The 17,139-nt window shown below is 45.0% G+C and carries 17 protein-coding genes; 12 read left to right on the top strand and 5 right to left on the bottom strand.

The window, feature by feature from the left end; genetic code table 11:
* The first annotated feature begins 115 nt into the window (after positions 1-115).
* Together EUBC25_RS03160 and EUBC25_RS03155 are read left to right on the top strand one after the other, a co-directional pair.
* Positions 116-1,318 (top strand): iron-containing alcohol dehydrogenase, encoded by a 1,203-nt coding sequence (locus tag EUBC25_RS03160; protein WP_230106799.1) that lies wholly within the window; start codon positions 116-118, stop codon positions 1,316-1,318.
* A gap of 10 nt (positions 1,319-1,328) precedes the next feature.
* Entirely contained in the window at positions 1,329-2,699 is a 1,371-nt protein-coding gene (locus tag EUBC25_RS03155) for an aldehyde dehydrogenase (RefSeq protein WP_230106798.1), read from the top strand.
* A 98-nt stretch (positions 2,700-2,797) separates the two neighbouring features.
* On the opposite strand, the gene feoB is transcribed toward EUBC25_RS03155, so the two are convergent.
* Both feoB and EUBC25_RS03145 read right to left on the bottom strand, forming a co-directional pair.
* Positions 2,798-4,840 carry a ferrous iron transport protein B gene (feoB, locus tag EUBC25_RS03150; RefSeq protein WP_230106797.1) on the bottom strand — a complete coding sequence of 681 codons (2,043 nt, stop codon included), beginning with the start codon at positions 4,838-4,840 and terminating at the stop codon, positions 2,798-2,800.
* Positions 4,819-5,067 (bottom strand): FeoA family protein, encoded by a 249-nt coding sequence (locus EUBC25_RS03145; protein WP_230106796.1) that lies wholly within the window; start codon positions 5,065-5,067, stop codon positions 4,819-4,821. The genes feoB and EUBC25_RS03145 overlap by 22 nt, the downstream gene beginning before the upstream one ends.
* A gap of 119 nt (positions 5,068-5,186) precedes the next feature.
* Between EUBC25_RS03145 and EUBC25_RS03140 the strand changes: the two genes are divergently transcribed.
* From EUBC25_RS03140 to EUBC25_RS03100, 9 genes are all read left to right on the top strand, one after another.
* Positions 5,187-6,059, top strand: a complete 873-nt coding sequence (locus EUBC25_RS03140; protein WP_230106795.1) for a putative ABC transporter permease — start codon at positions 5,187-5,189, stop codon at positions 6,057-6,059.
* A gap of 110 nt (positions 6,060-6,169) precedes the next feature.
* Complete coding sequence (gene leuC, locus EUBC25_RS03135) at positions 6,170-7,444, top strand: 3-isopropylmalate dehydratase large subunit (RefSeq protein WP_230106794.1); 1,275 nt, start codon at positions 6,170-6,172, stop codon at positions 7,442-7,444.
* Positions 7,444-7,935, top strand: a complete 492-nt coding sequence (locus EUBC25_RS03130; protein WP_230106793.1) for a 3-isopropylmalate dehydratase small subunit — start codon at positions 7,444-7,446, stop codon at positions 7,933-7,935. Before leuC ends, EUBC25_RS03130 begins: the two co-directional genes overlap by 1 nt.
* Before the next feature lie 2 nt (positions 7,936-7,937).
* A complete protein-coding gene (locus EUBC25_RS03125; protein WP_230106792.1) occupies positions 7,938-9,248 on the top strand; it encodes a Na+/H+ antiporter NhaC family protein in 1,311 nt (436 codons plus the stop codon).
* Positions 9,249-9,296: 48 nt separating this feature from the next.
* Complete coding sequence (thrC, locus tag EUBC25_RS03120; RefSeq protein ID WP_230106791.1) at positions 9,297-10,784, top strand: threonine synthase; 1,488 nt, start codon at positions 9,297-9,299, stop codon at positions 10,782-10,784.
* Between the two features lie 37 nt (positions 10,785-10,821).
* Complete coding sequence (gene cdd, locus EUBC25_RS03115; protein WP_230106790.1) at positions 10,822-11,229, top strand: cytidine deaminase; 408 nt, start codon at positions 10,822-10,824, stop codon at positions 11,227-11,229.
* Positions 11,230-11,414: 185 nt separating this feature from the next.
* Positions 11,415-13,019: a phosphoenolpyruvate carboxykinase (ATP) gene (gene pckA / locus EUBC25_RS03110; protein WP_230106789.1), complete on the top strand. Its 1,605-nt coding sequence runs from the start codon at positions 11,415-11,417 to the stop codon at positions 13,017-13,019.
* Positions 13,020-13,166: 147 nt separating this feature from the next.
* Positions 13,167-13,616, top strand: coding sequence for a helix-turn-helix transcriptional regulator (locus EUBC25_RS03105; RefSeq protein WP_230106788.1), 450 nt, complete (start codon positions 13,167-13,169; stop codon positions 13,614-13,616).
* 26 nt (positions 13,617-13,642) lie between these two features.
* On the top strand, positions 13,643-14,317 hold the full coding sequence (locus tag EUBC25_RS03100) for a response regulator transcription factor (RefSeq protein ID WP_230106787.1): 675 nt from the start codon (positions 13,643-13,645) through the stop codon (positions 14,315-14,317).
* On the opposite strand, the gene EUBC25_RS03095 is transcribed toward EUBC25_RS03100, so the two are convergent.
* Genes EUBC25_RS03095 through EUBC25_RS03085 form a run of 3 tightly spaced genes read right to left on the bottom strand, consistent with a single transcriptional unit; the run spans position 14,307 to position 16,630 of the window.
* Positions 14,307-15,020 (bottom strand): ABC transporter permease, encoded by a 714-nt coding sequence (locus tag EUBC25_RS03095; protein WP_230106786.1) that lies wholly within the window; start codon positions 15,018-15,020, stop codon positions 14,307-14,309. The genes EUBC25_RS03100 and EUBC25_RS03095 overlap by 11 nt on opposite strands.
* 3 nt (positions 15,021-15,023) lie before the next feature.
* Positions 15,024-15,833, bottom strand: coding sequence for an ABC transporter ATP-binding protein (locus EUBC25_RS03090; RefSeq protein ID WP_230106785.1), 810 nt, complete (start codon positions 15,831-15,833; stop codon positions 15,024-15,026).
* Complete coding sequence (locus tag EUBC25_RS03085; RefSeq protein ID WP_230106784.1) at positions 15,830-16,630, bottom strand: MerR family transcriptional regulator; 801 nt, start codon at positions 16,628-16,630, stop codon at positions 15,830-15,832. Before EUBC25_RS03085 ends, EUBC25_RS03090 begins: the two co-directional genes overlap by 4 nt.
* A 183-nt stretch (positions 16,631-16,813) precedes the next feature.
* Here EUBC25_RS03085 and EUBC25_RS03080 point away from each other — a divergent pair, with 183 nt between their 5' ends.
* A complete protein-coding gene (locus tag EUBC25_RS03080) occupies positions 16,814-17,107 on the top strand; it encodes a phage holin family protein (RefSeq protein ID WP_230106783.1) in 294 nt (97 codons plus the stop codon).
* Positions 17,108-17,139 lie beyond the last annotated feature (32 nt).

The raw sequence follows: 17,139 nt of genomic DNA, 5'->3' as shown, positions 1-17,139 counted from the left end.
AGGACCTGTCCTTGCCTTATGCTTCGAAAATACAAAGGATATTTTGGGACTGCCAAGGTGCAGCAGGAGGCGGGGTAAGGCGGAATGAAATGAGGGAAAGAAAGGAAAAGAAAAAATGTACAGATTATGGTGTCGCATCTATCAGAAAATTATGAAATTTGCAATGGATCATGTTCCGTTTTGGCGTAAGCCAAAATTGATTACAGGACGGGACAGTTTAAAGAAACTTCCGGATATGCTAAAAAGGAAAGGATTCCGAAATGTTATGCTGGTAACAGATCCGGGAATTGCGTCTCTGGGACTTCATGAGCCTTTGGTGCAGTGGATACGCGAAGAAGGGATACAATGCGTTGTTTATGATAAAACTACGGCAAATCCGACCATTGCCAACGTGGAAGAGGCGCTGCAGCTTTACAAGGAAAACGGGTGCCATGCACTGATTGCTTTCGGAGGAGGTTCTCCGATGGACTGTGCCAAAGGAGTAGGTGCAAGAGTGGCAAGGCCTCACAAAAAAATTCAATCTATGCGGGGTGAACTGAAAATCTGGAAACCGATCCCTCTTCTTGTGGCGATTCCTACTACATCAGGGACCGGAAGCGAAACGACCCTTGCAGCTGTGCTGACTGACGAGAAAACTCATGAAAAATACGCGCTGAATGATTTTGTACTGATTCCCAAATATGCAGTGCTGGATCCGGTGCTTACGAGAGGTCTTCCGCCGCATATTACAGCTACAACAGGTATGGATGCTCTGACCCATGCAGTGGAGGCTTACATAGGAAAAAGTAATACGAAAGAGACAATCGAAGACAGTGTTTCGGCAGTGAAGCTTATTTTTAAGAATCTGGAAAAGGCTTATCAAAACGGGGAAGACATGGAAGCAAGAGAGAATATGCAGAAAGCCTCGTTTCTGGCAGGAGCGGCTTTTACAAGAGCGTACGTCGGATATGTTCATGCTATTGCCCACAGTCTGGGAGGAGAGTATGGGATTCCCCACGGACTTGCCAATGCGGTAATCCTCCCATATGTGCTGGAAGCATATGGAAGTTCTGTGTACATATCGCTGGCAGAATTGGCTGATATTGTGAAGATAGGACAGAATCTGGAATCAGATCAGGAAAAGGCCAATGCCTTTATTGCAGAGATCAAAGCGATGAATCAGAGGATGGGTATTCCGGACAAGTTGGACGGCATATTGGAAGACGATATTGATATGCTGGCAAAACGGGCGGCTAAAGAGGCAAATCCGCTTTATCCGGTACCGAAGATTATGAAAAAAGATCAGTTGAAGGAGATTTATTATCAAATTCGCAGGTAGGAGGAAGAAAATGAGCAATAATTATAAAGAGATTTTAAATCGCCAGAAAGAATATTTCCGTACGGGAGAAACGAAAAATGTTGCCTTCCGCCTGGCGCAGCTGGAGCGGATGCAGGATTGGATCGGCAAAAATGAGGAAGCGATCATGGAGGCGCTGCATAAAGATCTTCATAAAGCCCCCTTTGAAGCTTATGCAACGGAAATCGGTATTGTGAAAGAAGAGATCAGATATACATTGAAACATTTACGGGGCTGGGCCAGACCAAAGAGGGTGCCAACGCCCATTACACAGTTTCCTTCCCGGTCGTTTATCTATTTGGAACCGTATGGAACAGTGCTTATCATGTCCCCATGGAATTATCCGTTTCAACTTACCATAGCACCTCTGATAGGAGCTTTGAGTGCAGGAAATTGTGCAGTAGTTAAGCCTTCCGCTTATTCTTCCGCAACATCGGCTCTGATTGCAAGAATGATAAAAGAGCTGTTCCCGCAAAAATATGTTACTGTAATTGAGGGCGGAAGAAAGGAAAATGAAGCGCTGTTAAGTGAAAAGTTTGACTATATTTTCTTTACGGGGAGTGTAAATGTAGGGAAATATGTCATGGAGAAGGCTTCCAGGCACTTAACTCCTGTCAGCCTGGAGTTGGGAGGAAAGAGTCCCTGTATTGTAGATGAAACAGCTGATATTGCTTTGGCGGCAAAGAGAATCGTATGGGGAAAATTTTTAAACAGCGGACAGACCTGTGTGGCGCCGGATTATATTTTTGTCCATAAAAGCGTGAAGGATAAACTGCTGAAGCAGATGACCAAACAGATCCGCAGGATGTTCGGGACAGATCCCTGCAGGAATGAAGAGTACCCTAAGATGATCAACGAGAAACATTATGAGCGTGTCCTTGGCCTGACGAAAGATGCTCATGTCGTATGCGGCGGAGGCAGCAGAAAAGAAACGCTTCAGATTGAGCCTACTATTCTGGATCAGGTAAGCTGGGATCATCCGGTGATGCAGGAAGAAATTTTCGGACCGGTACTGCCTGTTTTGACTTTCTATGATCTGGAAGAAGTAGTGGCGCAGGTGACAGCAAGACCTAAACCGCTTGCCCTTTATCTTTTTACCGGAAGAAAGGAAAGAGAGGCTTATATTCTGAAGCATATTTCCTATGGGGGAGGATGTATCAATGACACGGTAGTTCATCTTGCTACATCCCATATGCCTTTTGGAGGAGTGGGAAACAGCGGAATGGGAGGATACCACGGAAAGGCCAGCTTCGATACTTTTACCCATCAGAAGAGTATCATGAAAAAGTCGGTGCATATTGATATTCCGGTGCGTTATGCACCGTATAAGAAAAAGCTGAATCTTTTGAAAAAGATACAGTAGATACAAATTGACACGTAACAAACTTTAAAAGTGTTACGTGTCAATTTGCGTTATACCCTGTGTAAAATTGCAGAATACCCTGTGTAAAACTGCAGTTTTTAAAAAAGAAGACCGATATGATAGACGATAAAGCTCATAACCCATGCAACAGCAAACTGGAAGAAGACAAAGCAGGCGGTGATCCGTCTGCTTTCCGTTTCCCGGCGGATCGTTGCAATAGTTGCGGTACACGGAATATACAGAAGACAGAATACCATGAGGGAGTAGGCGTTGACAGCGCCGAATCCCATAGTGCCCAAAGTGGCAGCCATAGCGGACATTCCGTGAGCTGTTGTAATATTCTGGATGCCGAACAGGACGCCGCAGCTGGATACGACCACTTCTTTTGCTGCGATTCCGGCGATCAAAGCTACAACAATCTGCCAGTAGCCAAGCCCAAGTGGAGTGAAGATGGGAACAATGGCCTTGCCGATATAGGAGCCAAAACTTAAACTGATATCGGTCACGTATCCTGACGGTCCAAAATTCAGAAGTATCCACATGATCACTGAGGCGATGAAAATAACAGTTCCGGCCTTGGTGAGATAATCTTTTATCTTTTCCCATACATAGATGGCAATGGTGCGGGCATTTGGCGTTTTATATTCCGGCAGTTCGATCAGCAGATTGTGTTCTGCTTTGCTGCCGTCAAATTTGGAAATGACAAAAGCAGCAGTTATAGCGACCAGGATTCCCAGAAGATACATGGAATAACAGACGATCATAGCGTTGCCTCCGAAAAACATAGAGGAGAACAGCACGTAGATCGGAAGTCTTGCACTGCAGGACATAAATGGAGTAATTAAAATGGTTTTCAGCCGGTCTTTTCTGTGTTCCAGAGCCCGGGAAGCCATAACGGCGGGAACGGAACAGCCAAAGCCGAGAAGAAGCGGAATAAAAGCTCTTCCCGACAACCCCAGATGCCCCATAATGTCGTCCATGACAAAGGCGACTCTGGACATATATCCGCTGTCCTCCAAAAAAGCAAGAGCCAGGAATAAAATAAAAATATTGGGCAGGAACGTGAGGATGCCTCCGACTCCTGAAATGATTCCGTCCACAATCAGGGAAATGAGCATGGCATTGACATGGAGAGAGACAAGTCCTTCTTCGGCAAAAGAAGACAGGCTGTCAAGTCCGATCTCAAAATAGCCCTTCAGAAAATCTCCGATCGTAAAAGTCAGGAAAAATACCAGAGCCATGATGGCAAGAAAAATCGGCAGACCAAGCCATTTGCTGGTGAGATAGCGGTCAATATGGTCTGTGCGGGCTTCGTTCTTTTTTTTGTTGACGAGAACCTCATCTACAATTTCTTCTATAAAATTGTATTTCTGATTAATAATATCTTTTTCGTAATCACGGTCTATAATATCCTCAAATTCAAGAGGATGAGAATTGATAACGTTTTTGTCCTTTTCGAGATATTTCAGGGCATACCAGCGCTTGTCCTCCAGATCGGGATAAATGCAGCAGATCCGGTCTATGAGCAGATCGATCTTGTCTTCGATATAATCCTGATAGACCATAGCGTATTCCTGATGGTGGTCATGTTTGTGGTGAGAGGACTCTCCATGGTGGTGATGGATGAACGGGCTTTGCTGCGGATGCTCCTTATGATGCATGACTGCATGAAGCAAAATGGACAGCCCGCTTTTTTTTCTTGCCGATACCGGAACAACCGGGATTCCCAACATTTCAGGAAGTCGGTGAAGATCGATCTCCATTCCCCGTTCCTCTACGATATCCATCATATTTAAAGCAAGAATGACAGGTTTTCCAAGTTCAATAAGCTGCAGAGTCAGGTAGAGATTTCGTTCCAGACAGGAGGCATCTGCCACATCTACAATGACATCCACTTCATCACTCATGATGCATTCACGGGAAACAGTTTCTTCCATAGTATAGGAAGTCAGACTGTAAATTCCGGGAAGGTCGATCAGCTGAAATTCCTGTCCCTGGTAGACGGTGCGGCCTTCCTTTTTTTCAACTGTAACACCGGGCCAGTTGGCAACCTTCAGATTAGCACCTGTGTATGCGTTAAATAAAGTGGTTTTTCCACAGTTTGGGTTGCCGATAAATCCTACGCGGATAGGGTTGGACATGACGGACCCACCTCCTCCACTTCAATGTGTTCGGCAATATGTCTGCCGACTGCAAAACGGGTTCCCCGGAATTTAACAGTAAGGGCCCCCTTTTTGTTATTGTTTAATATTGTAACGAAAGCTCCTTCGGTAAGACCAAGAGCCTCCAGACGGCGTTCCAGCGCATGTTCTGTGTTAATGGCACAAACTTTGTAAGTATGATCATTTCTCCCTTGCTTAAGTATCATTTGTACATCTCCTTTAATTGAGAAAAATTATCTTTTGCTACAAAATTATACCACTATTTGACGCAGCTGACAACGTAAGGTATACTCTATGCCATAGTAAAAAGTAAAGGAGATTACATATGGAGGCTTACAGACTGATTGTTTATTTCTTTATATATGGGTTCGCAGGCTGGTGTGTCGAGGTGGCTTTTGCAAGTGTAAAAGAAAGAAGATTTGTAAACAGAGGATTTTTGAACGGACCAATTTGTCCGGTGTATGGAGTCGGGGTGGGAGCTGTCGTCACCCTGCTGGAACCATGGAAAGATCACCTTGTCTTACTTTATGTGGCTTCGGTTATTTTAGTCACGTTTATTGAATGGCTGACCGGATATGCCATGGATAAGATATTTCATCACAAATGGTGGGATTATTCGGAAATGCCATTAAATATAGGAGGATATGTCTGTCTCCTGTTTTCTCTTGTGTGGGGAGCAGCCTGTGTGGTGATCATGAAAATAGTTCATCCGATGACTGAAAAACTGACGGAACTGGTGCCGTTCCCTTTGGGACTTACACTTTGCGTTCTGTTTATTATAGTGTTGGCTGTGGACATTGCAGTGACGTCGGCAGGCATACTCAAGCTGAACAAACGTCTGGAGGCAATGGAGAAGATTGCGATGGAGCTTCATGAAATTTCTGACAAAATGGGAATCAATATCCATGAAAACGTGATGGACGCTGTGGAGAAACTGGAGAGATTGGAGGACAGGAAAGAAGAATTTCTGGAGAAATATGGGGAGTTCTCTGATTTGAAGGAAGATTTGAAAGAAGATATCAGAGGGGATATGCGTATGCGCCGTGAAGAGCTGAAGAAACGGTACGAGGAACTGGCAGCGGCAAGTACTCATGTCAGCCGCCGTTTGGCAAAGGCTTTCCCTAAGATGGAATCCAGAAAGCACAGAGAAATTTTAAATGAGCTGCGGGAAAGAATGGAGAAGAGAAAAACATTGTAGAAATAGTAGCTGTGGATGAAAGAGGAAAAAGAGTGTCCTTGTCAATCAGGGGCACGCCGTGTTAAAATACAGTTTAAGACAGAAACAGAGGAAGAAGGAGGCATACGATTATGGGTATGACAATGACGCAGAAGATCCTGGCTGCACACGCAGGCTTGGATCATGTGGAGGCGGGGCAGCTGATCGAAGCAAAACTGGATGTAGTCATGGCGAATGATATTACAGGACCAATGGCGATTCCGGTGTTTAAGCAGATGGCGGAAAAAGTATTTGACAAGGATAAAGTAGTCCTTGTGCCGGATCATTTTACTCCAAATAAAGATATCAAATCAGCACAGAATTCAAAATCCCTCCGGGAATTTGCAAGAGAGCAGGAACTGTCTCACTATTATGAAGTGGGTCAAATGGGAATCGAACATGCAATTCTTCCGGAAAAAGGAATTACAGTGGCGGGAGAATGCATTATAGGTGCTGATTCACATACTTGTACATACGGGGCTTTGGGGGCGTTTTCTACCGGTGTGGGAACAACGGATATTGCCACCGGAATGGCAACGGGAGAACTGTGGTTTAAAGTTCCCTCCGCGATCAAGTTTGTCCTGACAGGGAAACCGTCCAGATATGTCAGCGGGAAAGATATTATTATCCATATTATCGGAAGAATCGGAGTGGACGGCGCTCTGTACAAATCTATGGAATTTACCGGGGACGGGATTGCCAATCTGACAATGGACGATCGGTTTACTATGGCAAATATGGCGATTGAAGCCGGGGCGAAAAATGGGATATTCCCGGTAGATAAACTGGCAGAGGACTATATCAGGGAACATTCTGATAAGGAATATAAGATTTACGAAGCAGATGAAGATGCCTGTTATGACGAGGTTGTAGAGGTAGATCTTTCTAAAGTGCGTCCGACTGTGGCCTTCCCTCATCTTCCGGGCAACGCAAAGACCATTGATGAGATTGAGGCAATGGAACCTATTAAGATCGACCAGGTTGTGATCGGATCCTGTACAAACGGAAGGATGGAGGATATGCGCCGGGCAGCAGCTATTTTAAAGGGGCATAAGGTACATCCGGATGTGCGTGTCATGGTAATACCGGGTACACAGAAAATCTACAAAGAATGTATCAAAGAAGGACTGGTAGATATCTTTATCGATGCAGGATGCGCTTTCAACACTCCAAGCTGCGGTCCCTGCATGGGAGGACATATGGGAGTCCTTGCGGCGGGAGAGAAATGCGTATCTACAACGAACCGGAATTTTGTCGGAAGAATGGGGCATGTGGACTCCCTGATCTATCTGGCATCACCGGAAACAGCGGCAGCGAGCGCGATTGCAGGATATATTGCAAATCCAGAGAAAGCAGGTGACAGATAATGAAAGCATTGGGAAAAGTATTCAAATATGGCGATAATGTAGATACGGATGTGATCATTCCGGCGAGATATTTAAATTCCTTTGATCCACAGGAACTGGCAAGTCATGCCATGGCAGATATAGATCCGGAATTTGCGGGAAAAGTACAGCCGGGAGATCTGATCGTGGCAAATAAAAACTTTGGATGTGGATCTTCCAGAGAGCACGCACCGCTCTGTCTGAAAACAGCGGGCGTAAGCTGTGTGATCGCAGAGACATTCGCAAGGATTTTCTACAGAAATGCCATCAATATCGGTCTTCCGATCATTGAGTGTCCTGAAGCGGCAAGAGGAATCGAAGCCGGGGATGAAGTGGAAGTGGATTTTGACAGTGGAAAGATCTACAACCGGACAAAAGGTACAGAGTTCCAGGGACAGGCGTTCCCGGAATTTATGCAGAAGCTGATCGCAGCAGGCGGTCTTGTAAATTATACAAATAACAAAAGGAAATAGTTATGGAACAAAAAAAAGGAAGAGCAATAGCACTTCTGCCTATAGGAGTGTTTCTGGTGATTTTTTTGGGGTTTGGTATTGTGACGAAAGACTTTTATGCAATGCCGACTATTGTGGCGTTTCTGATTGCCTTAGGCGTGGCTTTCTGTCAAAATAAAAGCCTTAGCTTTGATGAAAAGATCACTGTGATAGCAAAGGGAGTAGGCGATGACAATATTATTACAATGAGTCTTATTTTCCTTTGCGCGGGGGGATTTTCCGGTGCTGTGACAGCAGCAGGCGGAGTGGAAAGTACTGTGAATCTGGGGTTGTCCGTTCTTCCGTCACAGATTGCTGTAGTGGGACTTTTTGTGATCGGATGTTTTATTTCTGTATCTATGGGGACATCTATGGGAACCATTGCGGCTCTGGCGCCGATTGCAGTGGGAATCAGTGAAAAGACAGGATTTGCAATGCCGATCTGTATTGGAGCTGTTGTGTGTGGCGCTATGTTTGGAGACAATCTCTCTATGATATCAGATACAACGATTGCAGCGGTGAAGACACAGGGATGTGAAATGAAGGACAAATTTCGGGAAAATTTCCTGATCGTACTTCCGGCGGCGATCCTTACAATTATTCTGTTTTTCCTGATCACCAGAAACGGCGATTTTAAGATGGCGGAAGATTTGAGTTATAATATATGGAAAGTTGTGCCTTATATTGTGGTGCTGGTGGGAGCGCTGATCGGAATTAATGTGTTTGTAGTGCTGATCGGCGGTACGGTTCTCTCTCTTATTGTGGGAGTTGCAACGGGCAGTATTGAACTTGGACAGATTTTTCTTGCCGTTGGAGGCGGAGAGATAAATGGAACAGCTATAGGCGGCGTAACCGGTATGTACGATATTACGGTTATTTCTATTATAGTGGCATGTATTGTGTCGCTGATGAAAGAGTACGGCGGAATCCATTTTATTCTGGGATGGATCCACAAACGGATACGGGGCGAGAAAGGTGCAGAGTTTGGAATTGCTTCTCTTGCACTTTTAGTAGATGCATGTACAGCAAACAATACAGTAGCTATTGTAATGGCGGGACCGATCGCTAAAGAGATCAGTGAGGAGTATCATGTTTCGTCCAGGCGTTCCGCTTCGCTTCTGGATATTTTTACTTCTGTGGGGCAGGGACTGATTCCTTACGGCGCACAGCTTTTGTCGGCAGCCAGCCTTACAGCGTTGACTCCATTTGAGATCATACCGTACCTCTATTATCCGATCCTCATGGCAGTGAGCGCAGTCTTGTTCATTCTGTTCAGAAACAGAAAGGAAGCGTAAACAGATGAAACTCTGGCAGAAACAGTCAGGGACAGAAAGGTGAAACATATGAATTTGCAGTATAAAAGTACGAGAAATCCCAGTGTGGAAGTGACAGCGTCACAGGCAATTTTAAAAGGACTTGCAGATGACGGAGGACTGTTTGTGCCGGAGAAGATTCCGGCGCTCGCACTTTCGTTGGAAGAACTGAAGGGTCTGAGTTATCAGGAAACTGCGTTTGCAGTGATGAAAGAATTTTTGACGGATTTTACAGAGGAAGAGCTGAAAGAATGTATCAGAAAAGCATATGACAGCAAATTTGACACAGAGGAGATCGCTCCTCTCGTGAAAGTGGACGACACTTATTATCTGGAGTTGTTCCATGGTGCTACGATTGCTTTTAAAGATATGGCCCTTTCCATTTTGCCGTATCTCATGACAACGGCGGCAAAGAAAAATCATGTTGATAAGGAAATTGTGATTCTGGCCGCCACATCAGGTGATACCGGAAAGGCAGCGATGGCTGGATTTGCAGATGTGGAAGGAACAAGGATCATTGTTTTTTATCCCAAGGGAGGCGTCAGCAAGGTACAGGAGCTGCAGATGGTGACGCAGAGAGGAAAAAACGTGGATGTTGTGGCAATTCACGGGAATTTTGACGATGCCCAAAGGGGAGTAAAAGAAATGTTTGGCAGCCAGGCTTTAAAAGAAGAGCTGGCAGCGGACGGTTATCAGTTTTCTTCTGCAAATTCCATTAATATTGGAAGACTTGTGCCGCAGATAGTCTATTATGTCTATGCTTACGGAAAGCTTTTGGAAAATGGTGAGATTGAGTCGGGCGAAAATATAAACGTTGTTGTGCCTACAGGAAATTTCGGAAATATTCTTGCCGCATGTTACGCTAAGCAGATGGGGATTCCCATTCACAAGCTGATCTGTGCGTCCAACGAAAATAAAGTATTGTTTGATTTCTTCCGTACAGGAACATACGATAAAAACCGCGAATTTTTGCTTACAACCTCTCCTTCTATGGATATTCTTGTGTCCAGTAATCTGGAGCGTCTCATTTATCAGATTTCTGATTGTGACTGTGAAAAAGACGCAGAGCTGATGGGGCTTTTGAAGCAGAAAGGGAAATATACTATCACTCCGGCGATGAGAGACCATTTGCAGGATTTTGATGCCGGTTATGCATCAGAGCAGGAAACGGCCGATATGATCCGGAAGATTTATGACAGAACAGGATATGTGATCGACACCCATACAGCTGTGGCGGCTTATGTGTGCGAGGACTATAAAACAAGAACAAAAGATGAGACAAAATGTGTGATCGCATCTACGGCAAGTCCATATAAGTTTGTAAAAAGCGTTATGCAGGCTATCGGGCAGGCTGACGGGGAAAAAGACGAGCTGGAGCTTCTTGGTGATCTGGAAAAAGTGTCCAAAGTAGAGATGCCGAAAGCCATTTGCGATATTCTCGATGCGGAAGTACTGCATACAAGAGAGTGCGATGCCGATAAAATGGAGGATGAAGTAAAGAAGATCCTTGGTTTATAAAGAGATTTGGGAACCCCCGGAAGAAAGAGGCGGATGTATGGAAGAGTTGGATGAGAAGAAATTGTGGGAGCTGGCTGTAGCAGCAAGGGAATATTCCTACAGCCCTTATTCTGGTTTCAAAGTGGGAGCTGCACTTTTGAGCCGGGGCGGAAAGGTGTTTCGGGGATGCAACATTGAAAATGCAGCTTACAGCCCGACGAATTGCGCGGAGAGGAGCGCCTTCTTTTCGGCGATATCCCAGGGAGAACGTGATTTTGAAGCGATTGCCATCGCCGGAGGAAAGGATGAGCTTATAAGCTGTTACCCGTGTGGAGTGTGCCGCCAGGTAATGGCGGAATTTTGCGATCCTTGCACTTTCCGGATTATATGTGGAAAAAGCAGGGAATCTCTGGAAATCATGACCCTGGATGCACTTCTCCCAAAAGGGTTTAAAATGCAGGATTGATGTGTCAATCCTGCATTTGTTATAAGATTAACGCTTTTGGAGTTGATTTTTTGATTATTATCCTGTATAATGGACTATAATGGATGTCCTATCGAAATGATAGGAAATATGCCGGTCTTCCGATCTCATTTTTAGATTGATTTTCCGGTCCATAATATTAGAGAAAGAAAGAGGTTGAGCGTAACATGGCAAATATCGATTTAACAAAGTATGGTATCACCGGAACAACAGAGATTGTTCACAATCCTTCCTTTGAGATGCTGTTTGAAGAGGAAACAAATCCGAATCTGGAAGGTTTTGACAAAGGACAGGTCAGCGAGCTTGGCGCAGTTAATGTTATGACTGGTATCTACACAGGCCGTTCTCCAAAAGATAAATACATTGTTATGGATGAAAATTCCAAAGACACTGTATGGTGGACATCAGACGAATATAAAAACGACAACCATCCGGCAAGCCAGGAGGCATGGGATGAGGTAAAGAAAATTGCATTAAATGAGCTTTCCAGCAAGAGACTGTTTGTTGTAGACGCATTCTGCGGCGCAAACAAAGACACACGCATGGCAATCCGTTTCATTATGGAAGTGGCATGGCAGGCTCATTTCGTTACAAATATGTTCATCCGTCCTACAGCAGAAGAGTTGGAAAACTTTGAGCCGGATTTTGTTGTTTACAATGCATCCAAGGCAAAAGTTGAAAACTACAAAGAGCTGGGACTTGGATCAGAGACAGCAGTTATGTTCAACATCACAAGCCGCGAGCAGGTTATCGTAAACACATGGTACGGCGGAGAGATGAAAAAAGGTATGTTCTCTATGATGAACTACTACCTGCCTCTGAAGGGAATCGCTTCCATGCACTGCTCTGCAAACACAGATATGAACGGCGAGAACACAGCAATCTTCTTCGGACTTTCCGGAACAGGAAAGACAACACTTTCCACAGATCCGAAGAGACTCCTTATTGGTGATGACGAACACGGCTGGGATGACAATGGTATCTTCAACTTCGAGGGCGGATGCTACGCAAAAGTTATTGACCTTGACAAAGATTCCGAGCCGGATATCTACAATGCGATCAAACGCAATGCTCTTCTTGAGAATGTTACACTGGACAAAGACGGAAAGATCGATTTCACAGATAAGAGCGTGACAGAAAACACACGTGTATCTTACCCGATCGATCATATTGAAAAAATCGTTCGTCCGGTTTCTGCAGCTCCTGCAGCAAAGAATGTAATCTTCCTGTCAGCAGACGCTTTCGGAGTACTTCCTCCGGTATCTGTTCTGACACCAGAGCAGACAGAGTACTACTTCCTGTCCGGATTTACAGCAAAACTTGCAGGAACAGAGCGTGGAATCACAGAGCCTACACCGACTTTCTCTGCATGCTTCGGTCAGGCATTCCTGGAACTGCATCCTACAAAATATGCAGAAGAGCTTGTTAAGAGAATGAAAGCAAGCGGAGCAAAAGCTTACCTTGTAAATACAGGATGGAACGGAACAGGAAAACGTATCTCCATCAAAGATACTCGCGGTATCATCGATGCGATCCTTGATGGCTCTATCCTGACAGCGCCAACTAAGAAGATTCCGTACTTCAACTTTGAAGTTCCGACAGAGCTTCCAGGTGTAGATCCTGCAATTCTTGACCCACGCGACACATATGCAGATGCAGCAGAGTGGGAAGAGAAAGCAAAAGATCTTGCACAGCGCTTCAACAAGAACTTCGCAAAATACGAAGGCAACGAGATCGGAAAAGCACTGGTTGCTGCTGGTCCGCAGATATAAGAATAAAGAAGATGGACTTCCCGGCAAACAGCCGGGAAGTTTTTTGTTACCAGAATGGAAACAGGTAAAACCAGAAAAGATACTGACCCTGAAATAAATCATGTTGTATAGTAAATGCAAACAATTTGAATCAGGGAGGTCAAAAGTATGAGATTGGGTGAAAATATACGAAAGCTTCGTGAAGAAAGGGGATTTACGCAGCAACAGCTGGCAGATAAAATGTATGTGTCGCGGCAAACGGTATGCCGGTGGGAAAATGGTTCCCGCTGCCCGGATCTGATCATGGCCAAGAAGCTGGCGGATGAATTTGACGTGACGATGGATGATTTGATATCGGAGGAGGATATGCGGGAATATGACCGCTTTGCAGGATCCGAAAGGTTTGAAGCTTTTAGAAACAAAAGGCACTTCCTGGAACTGCAGAAAAAGATTCTTGCTTTTCTACAGACATTGGGCGGAGTCTATTTGTCTATCGGGCTTCTTTTGAGGGTGCATTTTCATATGAGGATTCCCACATGGGGAATTTTGCTGGGAATCATTGTTGTAATTGCAGCGTTTATCGCTTATTATTGGACATGTAAAAAGATGGAAGAGTAGATTGGAATGACGCAGGAGGAAAACCAGTGAGTTTGATCGCAGTAATTGATGATGACGAATATATCGGCAGCATGCTGGAACGGGCGCTTAAGGAGGAGGGGTATCAGGTGATACGTGCCTATTCGGGGACAGAAGCCCTTCTTCTTTTTGAGAAAAGAAATCCGGATCTGGTTCTTTTGGACCTGATGCTGCCGGGTCTTGCGGGAGAGAAGGTGCTGGAAAAGATTCAGGGAATACCAGTGATCGTTGTCAGCGCAAAAGCAGAAATTGATCATAAAGTGGATCTGCTGCTGGGCGGAGCGGCAGATTATGTGACAAAGCCTTTCGATATACGGGAACTGATGGCAAGGATCGCAGTGCAGCTGCGCGGATCTGGCGGAAGCAAGGGAAGAGGCATTCTTACATTTGAAGAGATTACTATAGATTTAGATACTTTCGAAGCATATGTGGGGGAAGCTAAGATCCATCTGACTCCCACAGAATTTGCAGTTTTAAAGCAGCTGATAAAAAACCCGTCTCAGGTTGTGACAAAAGCAAGGATACTGGATGCCATCAGTGAAGACACGCCGGACTGCACGGAAAGCTCTCTGAAAATCCACATCAGCAATCTTAGAAAGAAGCTGAAAAGTGAATCAGGGAAAGATTATATAGAGTCTGTTTGGGGGATCGGATTTAAAATGCGCCAGGACGCTACTTGCTGACCCGGCGCAGTAAAATAGCGCATATGATAACAGCAGCGGCAAAAAGGAAGAGAAGTGGCAGAAATAACTCAAAATGAAAGACCTGTTCTGTCATGCAGCGATATCCCCATGATGCCGGGAAAAATTTTCCGGCAGTTTCAAGAGAGCCGGGAAGGAGATTTACTGGAAACATAATCCCGGAAAGCATGATAGAAGGCAGGAAAATAAGGATGGAAAACATAGAGGTTTTTGCCGGATCCTTTACAGCCAGACCGATGATGCTTGCAATGGCAAGGGATGCAGCAGTGAAAACAGCCAGTCCTGCAAGATACAGCCCTGAATTTTCCGGAATCCCGGCGTCGAACGCAAGCGGCGCGGCAATGCAGATAATGGCGCTCATGATCCACAGATGAAGAAAAGCGGAAATATTTATTGAGACAATGCCAAGATACAGGGGGACGCCATTGGCCCTGTAAATTTTTTTGACATCACTTCTGTAAATTTCCGCAAGAGAGGGAGGGACGCCGATCAGTGCGCCCATTGTGACGCCGAATATGGTCATGGACTGGATCAGAGTTTCTTTTGAATCCGGCATGACAGAGGTAAAGATACTGCCCATTACTCCGAAGAATAAAAGAGGAACAATGTAGCAGGTGATGAGAAGAGTCTTACTACGTATGTCTAATTTCCACTGTAATGCGATTCCGTATAAAAAAGCTTTCATAGATCATCCCTCCTTTGCGATTTTCATAAAATGCTGTTCTAAAGAGCCCCGATTCACTTGAATATCCAAGATGGCCTCGCTTTTTTCTCTATGCTTTATAAGCAGTTCAAACAGGGTATTCTCGATGGAATCTGACTCATATCTTTCTGTTCCGGCATTTGTCCGGATCGTAATGTTGTAATGTTTCCCCATCCTTTTTTGAAGCTGCTCCACTGTGCCTGTAAAGGCAATCCTGCCTCCTGATAAAATAGCAATCCGGTCGCATAAGTTTTCTACTTCCGTCATGTCGTGGCTTGCCAGAACGATTGTCTTTCCCATAGCGTTCAGCTGCCTTATCTGTTGGTGGAGAAGCAATCTGCCTTCCACGTCAAGACCGGCGGTAGGTTCATCAAGAAAGAGAATGTCCGGATCTCTGATAAGGGAAAGGGCAAGATGAAGCCGTCTTTTTTGTCCGGTTGACAATTGGAAGTATTGCTTTTGAGAAAATTCATAAATACCGAGGGCATGGAGGGTTTCCTCGGGAAGCGGGGAACGGTTCCATTGGGAGAATAATCGGATGGCCTCCATTGTTTTTATGTGTTCGGGCAAAGAGGAGGACTGGAGCTGGATCCCTGTTCTTCCGATAACAGTTATGCTGCCGCTGTCATATTTTTTTAAACCTTCAATGCATTCAAGAGCAGTGGTTTTGCCGGCGCCGTTTACGCCAAGCAGGGCAAAAATTTCACCTTTTCTCACGTGAAGATCAATGCCTTTTAAGACTTGATGTTCTCCATAAGTTTTTGTCAGAGCGCTTACTTCTATGGCATGTGTCATTGGTTTTCCTCCTGAAACGGATCTGTGCCCAAATTACTGAAATAGACGTTTAAGGCCTGCTCTACATAGGTATTGGCCTGTATCTGCCATTCTTTCCACTGGGGGTCTGCGTTCTCGAATTGCCCGATTTCCACCAGTTTGGAAAGCATTCCCATATCCTGACCGGTAAATTCTGTTATCATGTCCCAGTAGGTTTTGGCAAATTGCTGTCCCTCCTCACTGTCGGCAGGGATGCCTGCATTTTGAAGCTGTATTGCTTCGTTTTGGAGTTTGAGGAATCTCTCCATGAACGCCTTTCCGCTTTCTTTGTCAAAGCGGTCGCGGATATGATCAAGGGTCTGGTCATCAAAGTGTTTGATCAGCCAGTAAAAATCATTTTTCATCTGCAAATTTACAATAATGTCCGCATATTTTTTGAAATTGACAGTCTGCATCTGAAGGACCTCTTCCCTCAAGGCTTCCAGTTCTTTCAGAGATTGGGAGAGATTTTCGATTTTCTGGCGGACGGCGTCTGCCTGTGCTGCAAGGATACTGGCCACTTCAGCCGGAGTGTCGAGGGGAGAAAGTCGGTTCTTAATATCGTCCAGGGAGAATCCCAAATGCTTGAAAGATAAAATCTGATGGAGTTTTATAATGTCTTTGTCAGTATACAGCCGGCGGCCGCCTTCGCTTACTGCAGAGGGGCGCAGCAGGCCCTCCCGGTCGTAATGCTGCAGTGTCCGCACAGTGACATCCATCTTTTTTGCCACCTCTCCCACAGTCATATATCCTTTTGGTATCGCTCTGTGTTTTTCCATAGTGCTGTCACCTCCTGACTATAGTATATCTTATAACGCAGCGTCATAAGCAAGGGATTTTTGGAAAATTTAGAAGAGGATATGCTTCTTTTGCAGCGGAGGTTCATAGAATATTATGAGAAGGCATCAGACCGATGAAATGCTGCCGGTTCTGAAAGTGCCAATGGAAAATTGGGGGATAATATGGACCAGATATTAAACTATGTAAAACCGGAGCTGCTTATTGTATTGGTGGTATTGTATTTTATCGGCGCAGGATTAAAGAAAGCGCAGACCTTTAAAGATAAGTACATCCCTTTGATCCTGGGAGTGATCGGGATCGTGCTGTGCGCTATCTGGGTGCTGGGCACCTGTCCGACAGAAGATAAGCAGGACATAGCAATGGCGGTGTTTACAGCGGTTGTCCAGGGAATCCTGGTGGCCGGACTGTCTACTTATGTCGATCAGGTTGTAAAGCAAGTCGGAAAAAGAGAATGATGCAGAGAAAATAAAAACTGAGAAAAAATTTT

This window comes from Claveliimonas bilis (genome assembly GCF_020892095.1).
GTDB lineage: Bacteria > Bacillota > Clostridia > Lachnospirales > Lachnospiraceae > Claveliimonas > Claveliimonas bilis.
Note: the sequence above shows the minus strand (reverse complement) of the source record. Positions and strands in the feature narration are given on the sequence as shown.